General features: G+C 34.7%; 21 protein-coding genes and 1 pseudogene. 14 read left to right on the top strand and 8 right to left on the bottom strand.

Annotation, left to right across the window (positions count from 1 at the left end; translation table 11 throughout):
• Positions 1-156 precede the first annotated feature (156 nt).
• Positions 157-1,575 carry a stage V sporulation protein SpoVR gene (spoVR, locus tag BPMYX0001_RS03485; protein WP_006093613.1) on the bottom strand — a complete coding sequence of 473 codons (1,419 nt, stop codon included), beginning with the start codon at positions 1,573-1,575 and terminating at the stop codon, positions 157-159.
• A 200-nt stretch (positions 1,576-1,775) separates the two neighbouring features.
• On the opposite strand from spoVR, the gene BPMYX0001_RS03480 reads away from it, so the two are divergent.
• Positions 1,776-2,234 (top strand): PH domain-containing protein, encoded by a 459-nt coding sequence (locus BPMYX0001_RS03480; RefSeq protein WP_006093612.1) that lies wholly within the window; start codon positions 1,776-1,778, stop codon positions 2,232-2,234.
• A gap of 42 nt (positions 2,235-2,276) precedes the next feature.
• Here BPMYX0001_RS03480 and BPMYX0001_RS03475 read toward each other — a convergent pair whose 3' ends face one another.
• Positions 2,277-2,837, bottom strand: coding sequence for a nitroreductase family protein (locus tag BPMYX0001_RS03475; RefSeq protein WP_033798644.1), 561 nt, complete (start codon positions 2,835-2,837; stop codon positions 2,277-2,279).
• Between the two features lie 229 nt (positions 2,838-3,066).
• On the opposite strand from BPMYX0001_RS03475, the gene BPMYX0001_RS32210 reads away from it, so the two are divergent.
• The 11 genes and pseudogenes from BPMYX0001_RS32210 to BPMYX0001_RS33765 all read left to right on the top strand — a co-directional run.
• Complete coding sequence (locus BPMYX0001_RS32210) at positions 3,067-3,663, top strand: hypothetical protein (protein WP_033798643.1); 597 nt, start codon at positions 3,067-3,069, stop codon at positions 3,661-3,663.
• Positions 3,664-3,778: 115 nt separating this feature from the next.
• Positions 3,779-5,296 (top strand): spore germination protein, encoded by a 1,518-nt coding sequence (locus tag BPMYX0001_RS03465; RefSeq protein ID WP_033798642.1) that lies wholly within the window; start codon positions 3,779-3,781, stop codon positions 5,294-5,296.
• Positions 5,293-6,375 carry a Ger(x)C family spore germination protein gene (locus BPMYX0001_RS03460; RefSeq protein WP_033798641.1) on the top strand — a complete coding sequence of 361 codons (1,083 nt, stop codon included), beginning with the start codon at positions 5,293-5,295 and terminating at the stop codon, positions 6,373-6,375. The genes BPMYX0001_RS03465 and BPMYX0001_RS03460 overlap by 4 nt, the downstream gene beginning before the upstream one ends.
• A 12-nt stretch (positions 6,376-6,387) precedes the next feature.
• Positions 6,388-7,488: a GerAB/ArcD/ProY family transporter gene (locus BPMYX0001_RS03455; RefSeq protein ID WP_006093607.1), complete on the top strand. Its 1,101-nt coding sequence runs from the start codon at positions 6,388-6,390 to the stop codon at positions 7,486-7,488.
• A 58-nt stretch (positions 7,489-7,546) separates the two neighbouring features.
• Positions 7,547-8,044 carry a PCYCGC motif-containing (lipo)protein gene (locus BPMYX0001_RS03450; protein ID WP_033798640.1) on the top strand — a complete coding sequence of 166 codons (498 nt, stop codon included), beginning with the start codon at positions 7,547-7,549 and terminating at the stop codon, positions 8,042-8,044.
• Positions 8,045-8,165: 121 nt separating this feature from the next.
• The gene (locus tag BPMYX0001_RS03445) at positions 8,166-8,414 is read left to right on the top strand and encodes a YhdB family protein (protein ID WP_018766899.1); all 249 of its coding nucleotides are present in this window, start codon (positions 8,166-8,168) and stop codon (positions 8,412-8,414) included.
• A gap of 97 nt (positions 8,415-8,511) precedes the next feature.
• Positions 8,512-9,393, top strand: a complete 882-nt coding sequence (locus BPMYX0001_RS03440) for an LCP family protein (protein WP_026008665.1) — start codon at positions 8,512-8,514, stop codon at positions 9,391-9,393.
• A 142-nt stretch (positions 9,394-9,535) separates the two neighbouring features.
• Positions 9,536-9,955: a disulfide formation protein C gene (locus BPMYX0001_RS03435; protein ID WP_003195354.1), complete on the top strand. Its 420-nt coding sequence runs from the start codon at positions 9,536-9,538 to the stop codon at positions 9,953-9,955.
• A gap of 12 nt (positions 9,956-9,967) precedes the next feature.
• Positions 9,968-10,387: a thioredoxin family protein gene (locus tag BPMYX0001_RS03430; protein WP_006093605.1), complete on the top strand. Its 420-nt coding sequence runs from the start codon at positions 9,968-9,970 to the stop codon at positions 10,385-10,387.
• Between the two features lie 72 nt (positions 10,388-10,459).
• Positions 10,460-10,672: a DUF1540 domain-containing protein gene (locus tag BPMYX0001_RS03425; protein ID WP_033795903.1), complete on the top strand. Its 213-nt coding sequence runs from the start codon at positions 10,460-10,462 to the stop codon at positions 10,670-10,672.
• Between the two features lie 103 nt (positions 10,673-10,775).
• A pseudogene (locus BPMYX0001_RS33765) lies at positions 10,776-10,871 on the top strand (carbohydrate kinase); the annotation flags it as partial.
• A gap of 87 nt (positions 10,872-10,958) precedes the next feature.
• Here the strand turns inward: BPMYX0001_RS33765 and BPMYX0001_RS03420 are convergent.
• The 3 genes from BPMYX0001_RS03420 to BPMYX0001_RS03410 form a co-directional block, all read right to left on the bottom strand.
• Positions 10,959-11,231 carry a hypothetical protein gene (locus tag BPMYX0001_RS03420; RefSeq protein WP_003195348.1) on the bottom strand — a complete coding sequence of 91 codons (273 nt, stop codon included), beginning with the start codon at positions 11,229-11,231 and terminating at the stop codon, positions 10,959-10,961.
• 271 nt (positions 11,232-11,502) lie between these two features.
• Entirely contained in the window at positions 11,503-12,264 is a 762-nt protein-coding gene (locus tag BPMYX0001_RS03415; RefSeq protein WP_006093604.1) for a L,D-transpeptidase, read from the bottom strand.
• A gap of 116 nt (positions 12,265-12,380) precedes the next feature.
• Entirely contained in the window at positions 12,381-13,247 is an 867-nt protein-coding gene (locus BPMYX0001_RS03410) for an SDR family oxidoreductase (RefSeq protein WP_006093603.1), read from the bottom strand.
• Positions 13,248-13,479: 232 nt separating this feature from the next.
• Between BPMYX0001_RS03410 and BPMYX0001_RS03405 the strand changes: the two genes are divergently transcribed.
• Positions 13,480-14,781 carry an NCS2 family permease gene (locus BPMYX0001_RS03405; RefSeq protein WP_006093602.1) on the top strand — a complete coding sequence of 434 codons (1,302 nt, stop codon included), beginning with the start codon at positions 13,480-13,482 and terminating at the stop codon, positions 14,779-14,781.
• A 268-nt stretch (positions 14,782-15,049) separates the two neighbouring features.
• On the opposite strand, the gene BPMYX0001_RS03400 is transcribed toward BPMYX0001_RS03405, so the two are convergent.
• Both BPMYX0001_RS03400 and BPMYX0001_RS03395 read right to left on the bottom strand, forming a co-directional pair.
• Entirely contained in the window at positions 15,050-15,904 is an 855-nt protein-coding gene (locus BPMYX0001_RS03400) for a patatin-like phospholipase family protein (protein ID WP_006093601.1), read from the bottom strand.
• Between the two features lie 128 nt (positions 15,905-16,032).
• On the bottom strand, positions 16,033-16,494 hold the full coding sequence (locus BPMYX0001_RS03395) for a MarR family transcriptional regulator (protein ID WP_018782374.1): 462 nt from the start codon (positions 16,492-16,494) through the stop codon (positions 16,033-16,035).
• A gap of 159 nt (positions 16,495-16,653) precedes the next feature.
• On the opposite strand from BPMYX0001_RS03395, the gene BPMYX0001_RS03390 reads away from it, so the two are divergent.
• A complete protein-coding gene (locus BPMYX0001_RS03390; RefSeq protein ID WP_033798638.1) occupies positions 16,654-17,862 on the top strand; it encodes an MFS transporter in 1,209 nt (402 codons plus the stop codon).
• A 75-nt stretch (positions 17,863-17,937) separates the two neighbouring features.
• Here BPMYX0001_RS03390 and kdpDN read toward each other — a convergent pair whose 3' ends face one another.
• Entirely contained in the window at positions 17,938-19,083 is a 1,146-nt protein-coding gene (gene kdpDN / locus BPMYX0001_RS03385) for a KdpD-like non-kinase potassium sensor (protein ID WP_006093598.1), read from the bottom strand.
• Positions 19,084-19,110: the final 27 nt, after the last annotated feature.

The following is a 19,110-nucleotide window of genomic DNA, read 5'->3' as shown; positions in this document are numbered from 1 at the left end:
ACCTCTCCAGTCATCTATGTAATTTTTATATCTCACTCCGCTAAACTCCCCTTTAAATAAAAAAGCCCCATCTAAACAGACAACAATATTATTACATATAAATTTGATTTTTTCATTAAATTACCAATTCAAAAAAAGCCGCTGATCCCAGCGGCTTTACACGTATTTCCGATGCACCATCTTCCCATCATATGAGAAGACAACACCTTTATTCTCAACATTAGATTCCATATGCACCGTTCTTCCCCATAACTGATGAATGTACGGCAGTACTTTCTCTAAGTATTTTAAATCAAGCTCAATTCCTTCATAACAATGCTTAATATATAATTCCCCATTTTTCAAATAATCCCCATCTTCCACCACTAAATATGGAAATCCGCCATTTGTTCTCATATTAACAAGCTGATCACGAACATGTTCCCACTCTTTATCAATTACCTTATACTCTTTTCCTTGGCGCTGGAATAAGTACATATCTTCTCTCATAACCAATTCTTTATTTAAGTAATTCCTTAAGAAGGATACATCCCATTCAATTTCTCGCACTTCAAAGATTTTTTCACGGCCTGATCCAGGTTTTACACCACGACGTTTCATTTCTTCAGTTGGATTATTATAACGTTCTTCAATATCTTCGAACATTTTAATGCCAAGGTAGTATGGGTTAATGCTTGTTTTTGATGGTTGAACTACCCCAGCGTTAAGCTTCGCAAATTCAATTGCCTCATCAGATGTTAAGTCCATTTCGCGAAGGATACGTTGATGCCAGTACGAAGCCCAGCCTTCGTTCATGATTTTCGTTTCTAGTTGCGGCCAGAAATACAACATTTCTTCTCGCATCATTGTTAAGATATCGCGTTGCCACTCATCTAGCTCCCTACTATATTCTTCAATAAAGAGCAGCAAATCTTTCTCTGGCTGCGGCGGGATTTTCTTTTTCTTCCGCATATTTGGTCGTTCTCGTTTTTTATTTCTATCATCTAAATTCCACAAATCATCATACTGTGAAACTCGTTTCTTTTCTACTTCTTCCTCTTCTAAGTCATCTATGCTCCAAGCTAGCTTCGGCCGCATAAGCGATGGATCAATATGTTCTTGAATGGCCAAAACAGCATCTAAAAACGTTTCTACCTCTTCTTTTCCATATTTATGTTCATATGCTTTAATTCGTTCTGCTGTCGCTGCCATACTTTCAACCATATCGCGCTTTGTATTTGAGAAGCGGATATTATTTTTAAAGAAATCGCAGTGTGCTAATACGTGTGCTACAATCAATTTATTTTGAATCAATGCATTTGTATCGAGTAAAAATGCATAACATGGGTCAGAGTTGATGACAAGCTCATATATTTTACTAAGTCCCAAATCGTAATGTAGCTTCATTTTGAAGAATTGTTTCCCAAAACTCCAATGTGAAAACCGCGTCGGCATGCCATAAGCACCAAATGTATAAATAATTTCCGCTGGGCATACTTCATAGCGCATCGGATAAAAATCCAGCCCAAATCCAGTTGCAATTTCAGTAATTTCAGCGATTGCATATTGTAGTGCTTTATCATCACTAGTTCTCATTATTTTCCCTCCTTACACTTTCCCTTAAGAAAGTGTATGAAGGAAAACAAGCTTTCATGAAGACTAAACACATCAAAACAAAAATACTATACAAATAAGAAGAACCTTTCTTCTCTACATTTTATGCAGGATTTTATATTTGCAGAAAGAATAATTGAGATATATGGAATTTTAGCATTACGCTCTAAGGAGTCGATTATATGAAGTGGACTGTTCACCGTGATCGAGGATTTCTATACATAGTTTTTGGCTTAGGCCTATTACCAAATCTACTTTTAGCACTCCCACTATGGCTAGATCCTACGTTAACTTCCGTTGATTTTATTATTTTTCTTTCCTTTATTGCAGTTTTTAATGTCTTTTGGTTTTGGATCATGTTTGATATTCGATATGAAATTAGAGAGAAGACCCTCTATGCACGTTGCGGTCCTTTTCGATGTAATATTCCTTACGAAGATATTATAAGAGTCAATAAGACGAATGATATGCTTATGGGATTTCGCCTATCCGCATCTCTAGAAGGTATCGAAATTCACTATCCTAAAAAGAAGTTTTTTAGCAGTGTAAAACTTTCACCTCAAAATGAAGATGCATTTATAGCACTATTACAAGAAAAATGTCCTCAGTTACAAAACAATTCAATTACAAAAGAGAACTAAAATAAAAAGGCATTCTTGTACCAAACAAGAATGCCTTTCCTATTAACCCTCAATAACTTCAAGCTTCTCCATAATCGGCGTGCGCTCTTTTCCTTCTGGCTTCTTATCGAAATAACCAATATGAAGGATTCCAACAATGCGTTGTCCTTTTGTTAATCCAATTCCTTCTATAAATAAAGGATTATAATTCAATCCGCCTGATTTCCAAACACAGCCTAGTCCACGTTCCCAAGCGAGTAACTGAAAGTTTTGCATAAATGCACATACTGCTGCGTAGTCTTCATCTCGCTGGATTTGACGTGGATCTTCATCCATATACACAATGATTTGAGCTGGTGTACTTAGAAAACGATCGGATAAAATTTTACCTCGTTTTGTTCTTTCTTCTTCTGTAAAAGAATTTAATACAGCATCTACTAATGTTTTACGTCCTTCACCAATATATAATTTACATTTCCATGGCTCACGATGCTGATGGTTTGGTGCCCACGTTGCATCCTTTAATAATTCAATTAATAATTCTTTTTCTACTTCTCTATCTGTAAATGTACGAATCGAACGTCTTTCTTTAATGATATTTGCAATGGAAGTATATGTAGTCATATGTTTCTCTCCCTTATTCTCATCTATATGTATAAGTTTGTTATTGATATTGATTTTCAATTTCGATTATAACGCAGTTTTCTACCATTAATCAATGTTTTATGTTGTGAAACTAATAAATTTTTTTTGTTACATTGCGAAAAAAACTTGAAATGTTCACAAGTTTTTCACAACTTACGGACATGCTATGTGTAAAGTTTTCCATTTCATTCAATTAGGAGGAATTGGTATGTACAAAAAAATTGTATTAAGTATGACTATGGTAGCACTGCTATGTGGAGTATCTGTCTTCCCAGCTGCAGCTGCCTCGCAAAAAGAAGTTGCGGTGCATCATCATAAGTTAATCTCAGAAGAACAAATCCAGTCGTTAGAAAAACAAGGATACAACAAGCATGAAATTTTGAAAGCAGCACACATTGCAAAGATTAGCAAAAAAGATATTAAAGATGTTTTATCGTACTATAAACAAAATAAATCTTGGAAAGAAACAGCAAAGCATTTTGGCGTGGATCCAAAGAAACTGCATAAACATCATATGAGTAAAGAAATGAAGCAAGCACTACTGCAAAAAGTAGCCGAAATGCAAAACTCCACACCAGAACAAATGCAGAAAATAATGAAAGATAATAATATTCGTTTGCATCACCTTACAGTTTTAACCATCATTGCACAAAAAAGCAATACACCATTCAATGACGTATTAAAAATGAAAAAAGATGGCATGCATATTAAACAAATCGCAGAAAAATTAAACGTGAAGAAAGAAGATATAAGAGCTGAAATGATGAAATTAATACAGTCTGTGAAAGAAAAAAAGACAAATTAAACATAAAAAGGAAGAAGCATTTGTTGCCCTTCCTTTTTTATGTTTCCTGTATAAAATTTGTTCTTCCAAAAAAAACTAACGAGAGCATTCCATATAAGGGAAGGAGTGAAAATTATTGTTTAGCTTACCACGAAAAAATTCTAAAGCAAAAAACAAAAAAATGAGCTGTACCATTCCAGAATTTATTCATACGATGAAAGAATCTACGGATTTTGTATCCTACAACATAACAGAAGATGGAAAACTCTGTCTTTTTTATTATAAATCTGTCGTGGAAGAGCTCATAATTAAACGATTTATTTTGACACCTATTAAAAAGCAATTAGAACAAATCCAAAACATTGCAGACTTGACAAACATCGTCTTTATTGAAGACATTATTATCTCTCCTTCCATTGATGATATTCGTGAAAAGTTATTGGGTGGATATGTACTCATAGAGTTACAAAATACATCACATGCTGCACAGTATGCTTTAATTCAAGCAGAAAGTACCGTTCTTGGTAAGCGTTTATATAATGATACTGAAAATGAATATAGTGTAATTGGACCGAAAGTTGGTTTTGTGGAGAGCATTGATATAAATATTCACTTATTACGTCGCGGCATCATAACAGAGCAACTCATTTTTAAAGAGATTATTGTCGGTTCTATGTCCAAGACACATGTTACCATTGCCTATATAAAAGGACTAACAAATGAACAACACATTAATACAGCGACGCAGCGTCTTCAAGATATTGATTTTGATGTTCCTTTTGATGCGACAATGATTGAACAATTTTTGAGTGATAATAGTAACTCACCCTTTCCCGTTTTACTGCCAACTGAGCGAGTTGATCGGGCTGTATTCGCTCTTATCACTGGTCAAGTATTAATTTTAACAGACGGATCACCGTATGCATTAGCCGGACCAACAACATTATTAGATTTTTTTGTTTCTCCAGAAGATTATTATTTACCATGGATCATCGGCTCCTTCTTCCGGATTATTCGCTTTTTTGGTGCTTTATTTTCTCTATTTTCTTCTGCCATTTATACAGCTGTCTTAACATTTCATTATCAAATGATTCCATCAGATTTGTTAGGACCTATTATTTTTTCTAGAGCCAATGTACCTTTTCCCCCAGTTTTAGAAGCACTCTTTTTAGAAATTACAATTGAATTACTTCGTGAAGCTGGAGCACGCTTACCTACAAAGGTCGGTCAAACCATTGGTATTGTCGGTGGAATTGTTATTGGACAAGCTTCTGTTCAAGCTGCTTTAACGAGTACAATTTTATTAATTGCAGTCGCATTATCTGCATTAGCTTCTTTCACCACACCGACAGTGAAGATGTCTTCGACAATTCGTTTGCTCCGGTTTCCACTCATTGTTTTAGCCGGTGCCTTTGGCGGACTTGGTCTTATTGTTGGATTTGTGATGATACTTACGCACTTAATTCAGTTAAAATCACTTGGATCACCTTACTTAGTACCTTTATATCCATTTCGTGGTTTAGCTGCATCTGAAGGTTTTATTCGCTTCCCATTTAGCCACACAGCGCAGCGTCCTTCTTTTCTACGCCCAAAATCGAATTGGCGCTATAACCCGAGTAAAGCAAAGACAAAACGTGATGGTGAAAAGACATGAAAAAATTTTTAACTGTATGGATCATTGGGGGATTATTTTTCCAATCTGCTTGCACTCAAACTCAAATTATTGATACACAAAGAATTATTCATGTTGCGGGATTCGATATAAACAAAAATAAAGAAGTTCAAGGAACGATTTTGTATCCCGACTATACCCGTGGTGTACAGACGAAACCAAAAATTCAGTCAACATCGGCAAATTCGATTGAAACAATCGCATCTCGTATGAATGGAAAGTCCCCTCACAATGTTGTTGTAGGACAAATGCGTACTGTGTTATTTGGGAAGTCTTTTGGTACATATGGGATTGGTGATATTGTGAGTAATTTACAAAGAGATCCCAACATTGGAAGAGATGTACAATTTGCATTTGTCGACGGCTCAGCAGAAAAGCTGTTAAAACATGTTGCGTCAAATGGTTCATTATATCTCTCTGACTTGCTGGATCAAAATATGATGAATGAAAATATTCCTCGTGCTACTTTAAATGTTTTTTTATATGATTACTATTCATATGGATCCGATCCATTCATTCCTTACATTCAAATGAGTAATAATAAAGCGGCTACAGTAAAAGGACTTGCATTTCTCAAAAAAGACAAAGTAGTTATGTTTACCGATGAAAAAGATTCATTTTTAGTAAAATTACTGACTCATCCTACTAAAAATGGTCGTTATGAAACGTCCATCCAAAAAGATGGCCATAAAGGGCTTGTAGTCACACAAAACTTATCTGGAAAAAGCACCTATTATCTTGATGGAGATGGTGAGATTCCGAAAGTAAACATTCGTTTAAAACTAAATGGTTTGATAAAAAACTCTCCGAATTGGCTTAATTTAACGAAGCCTCAAAATATAGCTTATATCAAAAAACAAATCGAGCAAACGATGGAAAAACAGTCTAAAGCTTTGATTCAGCAATTTCAACAAAAACAAATAGATCCGTTAGGAATACAGGATCAAATTAGAAGCCGCACGAGAAAATGGAACATACAACAAATACATAAAATGTATCCATCTGTAGATGTAAATATTGATGTAAAGGTTAATGTTGTGCAATCTGGTATCGGAGAATGATGAGGTGACGATATGAATACCCGCAGCAAAGAACTAACAGTATCTCCTTACTTCGCTTTCTTTTTAGTTCATTCTCTTCAAATCGGAGTAGGAATTTTAGGATTTCAACGTATCCTGATTAAAAGCGCTGGATATGACGCTTGGATTTCCCTTATCCTTATGGGATTTGCAACTCACATTGTTTTATTTTGTATATTAGCGATGCTAGAGAAAGATAACGACTTAATCAATATACATACAACATGCTTTGGAAAGTGGATCGGATCTTTCTTTTCTCTATGCTTTACTGCTTATTTTCTTTTATTTTGCCTTACCATTCTGCAAACATATATTGAAGTCATTCAAGTTTGGGTATTTCCCACAATTAAATCGTGGAAGTTGAATGTACTCTTTTTATTCATTGTTTTTTATGTTATAAAAGGTGGATTTCGCTCTGTAACCGGTATCTGCTTTTGGGGGATCGTCATTCCTTTTTTTGTAATCTTTTTTTTAATTTTCCCAATGAAATATGCTCATTTCCGTAATATTTTACCTATTTTGACGCATTCACCTTTACAAATTTTTCAATCAGCAAAAGATTCTATATTAGAATTTCTCGGATTTGAAGCATTACTATTTGTATACCCACTCATTGAAAAAGGAAAATCTCTAAAAAGATGGGCACACGGTGGAATTGCTTTAACAACCATTATTTACGTTATCTTAGCACTCATTTCTTTCATGTACTTTAGTGAAGGACTTTTGCAGCGTACAACTTGGGCAACCTTAACAATGCTTAAAATTATTAAAGTTCCTTTCATTCAACGATTTGAGTACATCATTATTTTTGTTTGGTTTCTCATCATTTTACCTAATCTTTGCGTAACAATTTGGTCTTCTTGCCAATCCATGAAACGATCGTTCCATATTCCGTTTAAGTTTACATTGCCTTTTTTCATTTTCGTTGTGTATATCGCGTCTTTATTTATTATAAATAGAGAACATGTTAACACATTGAACACGCTCTTATCCCGGGCTGGTCTGTATATCGTATACGTTTATATCCCTCTCCTTTTTCTATGGCATTCCATTCGCTGGCGATTGAAAAATAAACAAAATAAAACTTCACCATAGGAAAGCACTAGCGATTTTGGTACAATTTTACTAATACAAAGGCAAAGGGGATATGCAGATGAAAAAATATCTATTCTCTCTACTTGTAATAAGCAGTCTCGCGCTTTCTGGATGTGGTGCAGCGGAAAAGAAACAATCGTCTGAACCTAAAGAAGAACACGCTTCTCATTCTCAGCAAGGTGATATACAAGAAACAACAAAAGGAATCGACACACTACCAACGTTTCTGGACAAACTAGACCCACAAATGAAAGAAATCTATACAGTTGCAGGAAAAAATGCCGAATTATTAAATTGGATACCTTGTTACTGTGGATGCGGAGAAAGTGTGGGACATAAAAATAATAAAAACTGTTTTATTCGTGAAATTAAGAAAAATGGAGAAGTTGTTTGGGATTCTCACGCAACGACCTGTGTAAACTGTTTAGAAATTGCAGTCGAATCTGCATCTATGCATCAAAAAGGAAAATCGACTCTTGAAATTCGAAAATACATTGATAATAAATATAAAGAAGGCTACGCAAAACCAACGCCTACCCCAATGCCAAAAGCGTAAAAACGAGGAATTCCCTCGTTTTTTATTTTTTACATAACATTTCCCTTAGCAAATTCTTTCAAGTGTTTTTCTTCTCGATTGACGTACACTATATATAACTCCTCAGTAAGGAGGGTACACAATGCAGACATATAACGACTACGATAAAGCTCTCTATTACACGTATTGTTGTAATTGGGACAAGTTGCTTGTTTTAATGGTGCAAACTGATGATCAATTATTTTCTAAACGAATCGAGCATTTTTTACATGCTTACAAATATGGAAAAGAACTACCAGAAGTAGATAAACAACTTCAACTTCTATTCCAATATATCGACCATGCTTCACAAAAGTCGCATATAGAAGAAATAGACCAAGTACAAATGTAAATGAAGCGCTATTCTCCCTTTGAGAATAGCGCTTTTTGAATATTTTTCCACATACCCGTTCATAATACACATATCAATAGTGGACGGACGTGATTATTTGTATAAATCCTTGTACGTATTTCTCAGCATGATGATACTGCTAATTGGTTGTGAAAAAGCGAATAATCCTCATTTATTTCAAGGGGTAAAACAAGAGAAAAACATATGGAATATCTTAATTATCGGTAGCGATTCACGAGGTGAACAACAAGCCCGTGCTGATACAATTATGATTGCCCAGTACAATAAAAAAGAAAATACAGCAAAGCTCGCTTCAATTATGCGGGATAGTTATGTAGAAATTCCTTCTTATGATAAAAAATATAATAAAATCAACGCTGCCTATTACTATGGCGGCCCTGAATTATTACGAAAGACGATTCAACATAATTTTGGAATCGATGTTTCTCATTACGTTACGATTGATTTTGAAGCATTTGTTAAAATTGTGGATACCATTGCACCTGAAGGAATTGAAGTGAATGTTACACAAACAATAATCGATGATATGGGACTACATGTAAAGCCAGAAATACAACCTCTTCACGGGAAAGATTTACTAAAATACGCGCGTTTTCGCCATGATACTGAAAGTGACTTTGGCCGTGTGAAACGACAACAAGAAGTACTCCGGGCATTGAAACAAACCCTTACTGATAAAGTTCACTCTATAGATGGGGTACTAAATTTACCAATAATGGCACATGAACTCTCTCCATATATAAAAACAAATCTAGATATACCAACGCTCTTTTCACTTGGGAATAATATTTTGTTTCAACCCATTGATAATATAGAAACGATGCGAATTCCAATTGATAACGAATATGAATCTGCTCTTACCAAACACGCTGGTTCCGTATTAAAAATAAATCCAGAAACAAATAAAGAAGCAATTCAAAAATTTTTCAATGCTACAAAAGCCGTAAACACCCCCTAAAAACAAGGTTCATGGACCTTGTTTTTTTATTTCCAAGTTTTCCCCTTATAAAACTTTCCTTGATAAAAATATTTTCTCTTTATTTTCTTGTCCTTTTCATACTATAATTTAGTATGTAACTATTATAAGAGAGGTAAAAAACATGAAACGTGAGAAAAAACAAGAATATGCATTGTTTACTGCTTGGGGAGCTTCTTTTATTGCTACACTTGGAAGCTTATATTTTTCTGAGATCATGAAATTTGAGCCTTGTGTACTTTGTTGGTATCAACGCATTTTTATGTACCCATTTGTTTTATGGCTTGGTATTGCAGTTGTAAAAAAAGACTACCGCATTGCTACATATTCTTTACCAATTGCAAGTATTGGTGCCTGTATTTCGTTATATCATTATGCCATTCAAAAAGTTTCTGCATTCTCAGCAGCAGGAGCAGCTTGTGGACGTGTGCCTTGTACGGGGGAATATATAAACTGGTTCGGATTTGTCACAATCCCATTTTTGGCACTTATCGGATTTGTCACGATTGCCATTTGTAGTTTGATTGTAATTAAAAATAAATAAGGAGATGACATAATGAAAAAAATGCTTATCTTTGGCGGTATTATTATCGTCTTATTTGCAGCTATTTTTGCTGTAACACAGATGGAAAACAAAAATACAGCGAAACAAGAAAAAAATTACTATACAAATAAAATCTCTTCTTCTGATATTCGTAAAAATAACGAGGAAAAGAAAGAACAAACCATTTACTTCTATCAAACAGATTGTCACTACTGTGAAAAAGTCTCACCTATTGTTGTACCAATGGCTAAAGACATGAACATTGATATGAAAGTCATTGATATTTTAAACGATAACCCAACTTGGGATGATTATAAAATTGAAGGAACACCAACAATTATTCATTTCAAAGACGGAAAAGAAGTAAGCCGCATTAGTGGCGAACAGCCAAAAGATACTTTTGAAAAATGGTTTAAAGAAAACAAGAAGTAATAAGAAAAGGAAACTCCTTCTATACATGAAAGCTGTGTAAAATCCCACACTAATGTATAAGGAGGGGGTTTTATGCCAGAGGTACGCTGTTCTGTGTCCAATTGTTCATTTTGGGGACAAGGGAATTTTTGTCAGGCGAATTCAATCTTTGTCCAGCCTGATGATCAAAACACGAATCAATCAAATGAATCTTATACAAATTCGGCCTTAACAGGTGAAACACTTGAAAGCTCTGCGTCAGCAAGTGTTGAGACTTGTTGTCAAACGTTTAGACCGAAATATTAAGACGTAAATCCCCATCTCCTTTTGAGATGGGGATTTTTCTTTCTTTTTTTCCCTCATGTCTTAAATAATATGTATAAACATACTATTTAAGAGACGAACAAAAATAAGACACGTTTTTTATATCGGGGAATTACTAATCGACTTTGTATGCCATGATATTCATTCATCATTAACAGATGGTAAACATTTTGAAAAGAAAGTTGTTGCCTTAACTTGTACAAATCGCGGGCAATCGTTTCTTTCCTAACGCTTTAAGATGTAGAAGCATACAGCTAAAGGTATGCTTCTACATTATAACAACCCCATACTTCCATGCATCATGCATTATCGTTATATACACAATTAATATAAAAACTGTTCCAAACAATGTTATCCTGCGATAGATTCCATCTTCCCCTTCTCTCGCTTCAACAAAGGACCAAATAAAACCAACGAAAAGTAATAAATCAATATAGGGAATATACAGATTAAACATAAATGAAACATACAAATAAATAATAAATAAGCAATTCGTTAACAAAAAGATTTTAAATGCAAATTGGCTATTCCCTTTTCTCATAACACGCCCGCCCCCAATCTGTACTGTATTATATTCACAAGAACAGAATAGTTGCGATTGGACCAACTAATTATACTTTGCTATATAAATCGCGGCTATGAAAACAAACAGAGACCTCCACTCATTTCCTCTCTTTGTTTTAACATGGCATGGGGCCAAAAAAGGCTCTGACCGCTTCTATCCACGGACGGATCCTCTCTCTCATCCAAAAAGAAAGGTCTTTCGCTTTTTATTTATATAACAAATAAGCTATCGCCTATTTACGATAGCTTTACTGTACATTATATTTCCTCTTATATATATTACTTAAAATGGAATAAGGCACTTGCTCATAACGAATTTTCCCGCCTGTTTCATCCATAATATACAAATTATTACCTATATAATAACTTCCATTTTTCCCTCGAGAATAAACAGCATATCGTTCATTCGGCAATACTGTTTTTACTTTCGTAAATTGGCCATTTGGTTCTTGCCAATATATATTCATACGATCCACAAGTGTTAACATTCCAATTTGTTCTTCTTCTATTATACGTCCATTCCAACTTGTAACACGATATCCAAGCTTATGCGCTGCATATTCTGGAGATGTATAAAACTGAGAAATAATTACTTTTGTCCGTAACGATACTCGGTCATACAGCCATTGTATATCTCGATCATGCATACGAATGCAACCGTTTGATTCTCTTCTTCCAATTGTCCCTTCTCGATTTGTACCATGAATTGCATATTCTTTTTCATTTAAACCAAGCCATCTTGTTCCAAGTGGATTATTCGGTGCACCACCCGGAATATTTTTACGGTGATATTCTTTATTTTTATATTTATTAATGATACAAAATATGCCTTCAGGAGTTGGCGTTTGACGCTTTCCAGTTGTAACAGGAAACGTTCTTACATAGTTGCCATTTTCAAAAAAAGATAATTGATTCGTTGTAAGGTTAATTAATATCAGATGATCTGTATCCGCAAAAGTGCTAATTGGTAGACAGAAAAAGAGTATTACAACTAAACATACTTTTTTCATTCATATCCCCCCAAGCATCCCCCTTTAAAACTGACCATAATATATGAGGGTACAATTAGCTTTTACTATGAATTCTATTCTTATGAATGAAAGTACAAAGCTTCTTCAAATTTAACTTATCCATTCACAATTACACCACCATTTACGTGAATGATTTGTCCGGAAACATATGTGGAATCGCCTGAAGCTAAATATACATAAGCAGGTGCTAATTCATACGGCTGCCCTGGTCTTTTCATCGGTACATTACTTCCAAATTCCGATACCTTCTTCTTATCAAAACTCGCTGGAATAAGCGGTGTCCAAATCGGGCCTGGCGCAACACCATTTACACGAATTCCTTTTTGAACTAATGATTTTGCAAGTGAACGTGTAAAAGCAACAATCGCTCCTTTTGTTGCAGAATAATCAATGAGTTGCTCGTTTCCTTCATACGCAACGATCGAAGCTGTATTTATGATTGTATCTCCCTGCTTTAAATGTGAAAGCGCAGCTTTTGTAACATGAAAATAAGAAAAAATGTTAATGCGAAATGTTTTTTCAAGTTGCTGCGCTGTAATGTATTCTAAACTTTGCTGTGGATATTGCTGTGCGACATTATTCACAACAATATTCAGCCCCCCTAGCTTCGACGCCGCTTCCTTTACAATATGCTGGCAATGTTGTTCACTACTTAAGTCACCAGGAAGTAATATACACTTCACTCCTTGTTTTTCAACAAGTCTTTTTGTCTCATTTGCATCTTCAAGTTCATCTAAATAAGCAATAGCAATATGCGCTCCCTCTTTTGCAAACGCAATAGATACCGCCCTTCCAATTCCACTATCCCCTCCTGTAATAAGCACGTTTTTCCCTTTTAGTTTTTCACTGCCGCGATAATTAGGATCTTCGTACTCTGGGAGAGGATTCATCATCGCTTCAATCCCCGGTTGTTTATTTTGATGTTGTGGTGGTAATGTTAAAAACCTTTTTTGCTCAGGCATACACATTTCAGCTCCTTCTCATTTCTCTTTCTTATGATGTACACATTTATAAAAAGTACTTATACATGAAAAGCCGAAACATAGGAGCTGTTCTGTGATTAATATTCGAAATTAAGACATAAAATAGAAATTGTTATAAAATTTTTTGTACGAAACTCTTGCAATAGAACTAAAAAACGAATATTATATATAACTGTTGTGACAATTATTCGTAAACAGAAAGGATGTTTATATGTTTAACCTTTCAAAACATAAAACTTCTATTAAAACTGAAATTATGGCAGGTATAATTACCTTCTTAACAATGGCATATATCATTGTCGTAAACCCTGTCATCCTTGGGGATGCAGGTGTTCCATTTGAACAAGCATTTACAGCGACAATTATTGCCGCTGTTGTTGGAACATTATTTATGGCAATCTTTACAAATTTACCAATTGCAATCGCGCCGGGTATGGGACTTAACGCTTATTTCTCTTACTCTGTTGTAAAAGCGCATGAAGGAATGACATTCGCAATTGCATTCTCTGCTGTATTTGTGGCAGGTATGATTTTAATGTTGTTATCATTAACTTCTTTCCGTACAAAATTAATGGAAGCAATTCCTGAAAACTTAAAACACGCAATTACTGCTGGTATTGGCTTATTTATCGCCTTTATCGGTTTACGTATGACGGGCATCGTAACAAAACATCCATCTAACTTAGTTGGACTTGGAGATCTTCATTCGCCTCCAGTACTACTAGCGTTAGCTGGACTTGGGATCACACTTATTCTTATGTCCTTAAATGTAAACGGCGCATTATTCTTCGGAATGTTATTAACAGGAATTATCGCTTATTTCACAGGTCAGTTAACATTCCCAAACGGCATTACATCTATGCCTGGATTACCAGAAGGAATTATTGTTTCAAATCCAATTACTGCTGTTTCTGATGTAATTAACTACGGTTTATACGGCGTTGTATTCTCCCTCTTCCTTGTTACATTATTCGATACAACCGGTACATTACTTGGTGTTGCTCAGCAAGGTGGACTTATGAAAGATGGTAAACTCCCAAAATCGGGACGAGCTCTTCTATCTGATTCTTTCTCAGCAACAATCGGGGCTATGTTCGGAACAACACCATCAACAGCATATATTGAATCATCTGCGGGTGTTGCAGCTGGTGGACGTACTGGTTTAACAACAATTACAGTAGCTGCATTGTTTGCCGTTGCTGCATTCTTTGGTCCTCTAGTAGGTGCTGTTTCTGGTGTTTCAGCAATTACATCTCCATCATTAATTATTGTTGGTAGCTTAATGATGGGCGCTGTACGTCATATTGATTGGGATACATTCGACGAAGCATTCCCAGCATTCTTAGTAATCTTAAGCATGCCACTTACATCAAGCATCGCAACAGGTATTGCACTCGGATTCATTTCATATCCACTTATGAAAATGGCAAAAGGACAATTCCGTGCTGTTCATCCACTTGTATATGTATTTGGTATTTTGTTTGCTTATCAATTAGTTTTCTTACCGCACTAATAAAAAAGCCTTGGCTCACAAATTCTGTGAACAAAGGCTTTTTCTAATATTCCTTATTCATTTGCAATTCTTTACTATACTTTTGAATCAAAAATGAAGAAATAAACATTGCCGTATATCCCATACGTCTAAGTCCCTTATATACATTTTCCATATGTATCATTCCTCTATACACTTTTACCCAAATTACACCACAATTAGCTCTAAATAGATTTTATATTCAGTCTATTCCGAGAGCAAAACCCCCTTAAAGAGGTTTTTCCATCCATTACCTTTGTAAAAACGCCTGTAAATCCGCAAATTGTCTTGCTGCATCTTTATAGCCTTGTTCATATAAATTTTGCAGCTTTTGTGGATCTTTTTCCATTCGATCCACTTGAAGTGGTACTTCTGGACGAATGACAAATAGATTTCCAGCTAACTCTTCTTTTTCAATATAATGAAGTGTCTCATTGTATACTTCATAACGAGAAAGCATCGTATTGACAAGATTAGGATATTTTTTATAAGCTTTTGCTGCAATCCATCCAAATTTTGATTTTTTCTTCGCATATCCATGGTTTCTCGTTAAAATAACAACCGATTTCTCATAACCATCTTGCTGTGCTTTACGAACTGGGATTGGATCCGAAATTCCACCATCCAATAATTGTTTACCACGGTAATTTACAACTGGTGCGATAAATGGCAATGAGCTAGAAGCTTGTAATAAAGTCAATGCATCTTCATTTGTTCCTTCTTTTTCAAAATACATTGGTTCACCAGTTTCACAATCTGTCGTTCCTACTAGAAAACGCTCTGCACTATTAAAATATGTGTCAAAATCAAATGGCACGTGCTGTTCTGGAATCTCACGAAAAATAAAGTCCATATCAAATAACTGACGTTTTTTCCATAAATTTTTGTAAGATAAATACCTCGGATGTGTTGCATAATCAATATTTACTGTTTTATTTCGATTTCTTTGTCTTGAAATATATGACGCCGCATGGCACGCTCCCGCTGAAACACCAATAACATATGGAAAATATAAATCCTGTTCCATAAAGTATTCTAGTATTCCCCCCGTATATACACCGCGCATACCGCCGCCTTCTAATACTAAACCCGTATTTTCAAGCATTGTTTTCTCTCCTCTTTATATACATAGACTCTTTAATTATTCATCTTGTTAAATATCTCTTTCTATTATATAAGAGTCTTCACGAAAACCATATTCAGAAGGCTTGGTGCGAACGAAAAATTATTCTTCTACTTCTCTAAATGAGCTCCTACATCCTTTACAAACCTTTGAATCAATGATAATTCCTCTTCTGTATACTGATTTAAAAGTAACAACCACTTCTCTTCAGCTTGTTGATGCAATTTCTCATGCGCCATATAAATTTCATTTCCGTTGTCTGTTAAACGAAAAAATATTTCCTTTTGATTATCTAACATTTTCATCTTTTCAACAAATTGTTTATTAAACAATTTTGTACAAATTTTAGAAATTGCTCCCTTTGTCATTCCCATCTCTTCAGTAATAGCTGTTACATTCATTAATCCTTTTTTTCCTATGCATTGGATCACATGTAATTCTGATAAAGACATACCACTTACCCCTGTCTCACGAAGAAAACGCTCATCATTTCCTTTCATATGCTCTTCTTGTTTATGAAAAAGTGTACGAATATCCGAAAGTATTTCTATTTGCCTTACAGTACGGTCCAAGTCGAATCCCCTCCATGATACTTCATAAGTTTCCACAGAAACAATTTAATTATATACCATTTCAAAATAAAAATTAAATTCATTTTTATCTTTACAAGTAAGAAAATAATGTTAAAATTATTTTAGTTTCCAAGGAAACTAAAATAAGGAGGTTTTCTGATGAATCACTCATTATCTTCATCAAAATTAAAATCTATTTTGTATATCGTTTGTATTAGCGCTCTATTAGGTTCCTTTGCTCAAAACATTTACACGCCCCTCTTACCAATGATTCAAGATTCTTTTCACACCTCTCTTTATCTTGTGAATTTAACTGTCTCTATTTTTACTTTTGTTCTTGCAATTATGCAGCTTGTTTATGGACCATTAATTGATACAAAAGGACGCAAATATATTCTTCTTCCCAGTCTATTCATAGGTACAATCGGTGCAATTGGTTGTGCTTTTACAACAAACATTTATTTATTTCTTATTTTCAGAGCAATTCAAGCATCAGGGATAGCTGCGATACCTGTTGTAGCGGCTACTATTATTGGGGACTTATTCGAAGGAAAAGAACGAGGGAAAGCCATGAGTCTTTATCAAATGCTACTTTCCATTGCTCCTGCTATAGGCCCTCTCATAGGCGGCTATCTTGGAAATATAAATGGTCACGTATCTATTTTTCTATTCTTATCTACGATTGGCATAGCCCTATTAATTGTAAATATTGCATGGCTACCAGAAACAAAACCAGTTATTCCTAAAAAAGCTACAACAACTAATAATTATTGGAGTATCTTAAAACACAGAACTGGTTCTGCTATTGCGATCATTGGATTTATGCAGTTCTGCATTTATTTTTGTTTTCTTGTTTTTTTACCAGCAATATTAGCCAATTTAGTTCATTTCAACACAAGTAAAATTGGGCTTATGTTTGTACCAATGTCTCTATGTATTATGCTTGGAAGTTATTGCTACAAGTTTTTACAAACATTACTTACAACAAAACAAGCTTTACTTCTCACCAGTTTTCTCAATATCACATGCGTTATTCTATTTTCTTTCACATATCATATAAATATCCCAATCCTTATCATTGCAACATCCCTATACGGTTTTAGCATGGGACTATCAATTCCAACCCATACAACTCTACTAACTGAAGAATTTGTAAGCGAACGAGCAACTGCCATTGGTATCTACAACTTTATCCGTTATATCGGAATGGGTACAGGACCAATCGTAGGCAGTTTTCTACTCTTTAATCAAAATTACTTTTGGATTTTCTTTGTAGAGGCAATTGTTTTTCTGATTGTGGTCTTATATTCTATGAAAAAGCTAACTTCTCATCCTGTAAGAAAAGCTAGAATTCAAAAAGCTAAATAAACATTTATGTATATTACAAACAAAAAAGAGAATGTCCGAAAACAGCTATTTTACTGCATTTGGACATTCTCTTTTTTATACTCTCTGATCCGCCACAATATGAATATCAATATGCTTCGTCTGCCTCATAATTTCATTTACAATTGATCCTTTTCGAATTTCTTCCCATCTTGTTCTTGCTGATTGACCAAGTAAAATTTGGGTGACCTGTAATCGTTTTGCCACTTCAATAATGACATCAGCTGGCTTTCTTCCTTTCGCTTCTTCCAATACGAAAGTAGCATGAAATTGATTCGTTAACGCTTGCCACTCCTCAATTGTTTGCCTTTTGCTTGCCGATAATGATTCTATATTTTCTCTTTCAACATTTAATACATACAATTCAGCGTTTAATCGATCTGCCATACGCCAACCACGCCGTATTAATTTCTCTGCTGTTGAACTATATTGCACACAAACGAGAATTTTTTCTTTTACACCTATTGGTTCTGTCACTGACTGACTAATCTTCTCGTCCATATCGTCAGCAACTTCACGAAGTGATAACTCTCGTAAAGCTCCTAAATTATTAACCGTAAAAAAATTTTGTAAGCTTTGCTGAATTTTTTCTTCTTTATATATCTTTCCATCTGTCAATCGTTTCCTCAAAACTTCAGGGGTTACATCAACAAGTTGAATTTCATTTGCTTTTTGTAAAATAAAATCAGGAATACGCTCTCGTACTTTTACATTCGTGATTTGTTCCACAATATCATGAACGCTTTCTAAGTGTTGAATATTAAATGCTGATAATACTGATATCCCAGCGTCCAATAATTCTTCTACATCCATATAACGTTTTTTATGTTTTAATCCAGGTATATTACTATGTGCCAATTCATCCACAACAACTACTTGTGGTGCTCGCTTTATAATCCCCTCTACATCGAGCTCATAAAATACTTTTCCTTTATAGTTTATTTCTTTTAACGGTATTCTTTCTAAATCAGCAATTGCTTCTTCTGTTTCTTTTCTTCCATGCGTTTCAATTAAACCTATTACAATATCAATATTCTCTTTTTTCATTTCTTGCGCATCAAACAACATTTTATAACTTTTCCCTACTCCTGGAGCAGCACCTACATACAGCTTTAATTTCCCGCGATTTTGCTGGCGTATATATTCTAAATATTCTTCCGGCGTTCGTCTTTGAAACGTCGATTTATAGTCATCTGCATACATTACACGCACTCCTTCCCAGTAAACAAC

Source organism: Bacillus pseudomycoides DSM 12442 (assembly GCF_000161455.1).
Lineage (GTDB): Bacteria > Bacillota > Bacilli > Bacillales > Bacillaceae_G > Bacillus_A > Bacillus_A pseudomycoides.
Note: the sequence above shows the minus strand (reverse complement) of the source record. Positions and strands in the feature narration are given on the sequence as shown.

Coding starts and splice junctions, on each gene's coding strand:
- kdpDN (WP_006093598.1), bottom strand. CDS start 19,083: ATGTATGCAGATGACTATAAATCGACGTTTCAAAGACGAACGCCGGAA.
- BPMYX0001_RS03420 (WP_003195348.1), bottom strand. CDS start 11,231: ATGAGAAAAGGGAATAGCCAATTTGCATTTAAAATCTTTTTGTTAACG.
- spoVR (WP_006093613.1), bottom strand. CDS start 1,575: ATGAGAACTAGTGATGATAAAGCACTACAATATGCAATCGCTGAAATT.
- BPMYX0001_RS32210 (WP_033798643.1), top strand. CDS start 3,067: ATGTACAAAAAAATTGTATTAAGTATGACTATGGTAGCACTGCTATGT.
- BPMYX0001_RS03400 (WP_006093601.1), bottom strand. CDS start 15,904: ATGCTTGAAAATACGGGTTTAGTATTAGAAGGCGGCGGTATGCGCGGT.
- BPMYX0001_RS03425 (WP_033795903.1), top strand. CDS start 10,460: ATGCCAGAGGTACGCTGTTCTGTGTCCAATTGTTCATTTTGGGGACAA.
- BPMYX0001_RS03480 (WP_006093612.1), top strand. CDS start 1,776: ATGAAGTGGACTGTTCACCGTGATCGAGGATTTCTATACATAGTTTTT.
- BPMYX0001_RS03435 (WP_003195354.1), top strand. CDS start 9,536: ATGAAACGTGAGAAAAAACAAGAATATGCATTGTTTACTGCTTGGGGA.
- BPMYX0001_RS03475 (WP_033798644.1), bottom strand. CDS start 2,837: ATGACTACATATACTTCCATTGCAAATATCATTAAAGAAAGACGTTCG.
- BPMYX0001_RS03390 (WP_033798638.1), top strand. CDS start 16,654: ATGAATCACTCATTATCTTCATCAAAATTAAAATCTATTTTGTATATC.
- BPMYX0001_RS03460 (WP_033798641.1), top strand. CDS start 5,293: ATGAAAAAATTTTTAACTGTATGGATCATTGGGGGATTATTTTTCCAA.
- BPMYX0001_RS03450 (WP_033798640.1), top strand. CDS start 7,547: ATGAAAAAATATCTATTCTCTCTACTTGTAATAAGCAGTCTCGCGCTT.
- BPMYX0001_RS03430 (WP_006093605.1), top strand. CDS start 9,968: ATGAAAAAAATGCTTATCTTTGGCGGTATTATTATCGTCTTATTTGCA.
- BPMYX0001_RS03405 (WP_006093602.1), top strand. CDS start 13,480: ATGTTTAACCTTTCAAAACATAAAACTTCTATTAAAACTGAAATTATG.
- BPMYX0001_RS03410 (WP_006093603.1), bottom strand. CDS start 13,247: ATGCCTGAGCAAAAAAGGTTTTTAACATTACCACCACAACATCAAAAT.
- BPMYX0001_RS03415 (WP_006093604.1), bottom strand. CDS start 12,264: ATGAAAAAAGTATGTTTAGTTGTAATACTCTTTTTCTGTCTACCAATT.
- BPMYX0001_RS03445 (WP_018766899.1), top strand. CDS start 8,166: ATGCAGACATATAACGACTACGATAAAGCTCTCTATTACACGTATTGT.
- BPMYX0001_RS03455 (WP_006093607.1), top strand. CDS start 6,388: ATGAATACCCGCAGCAAAGAACTAACAGTATCTCCTTACTTCGCTTTC.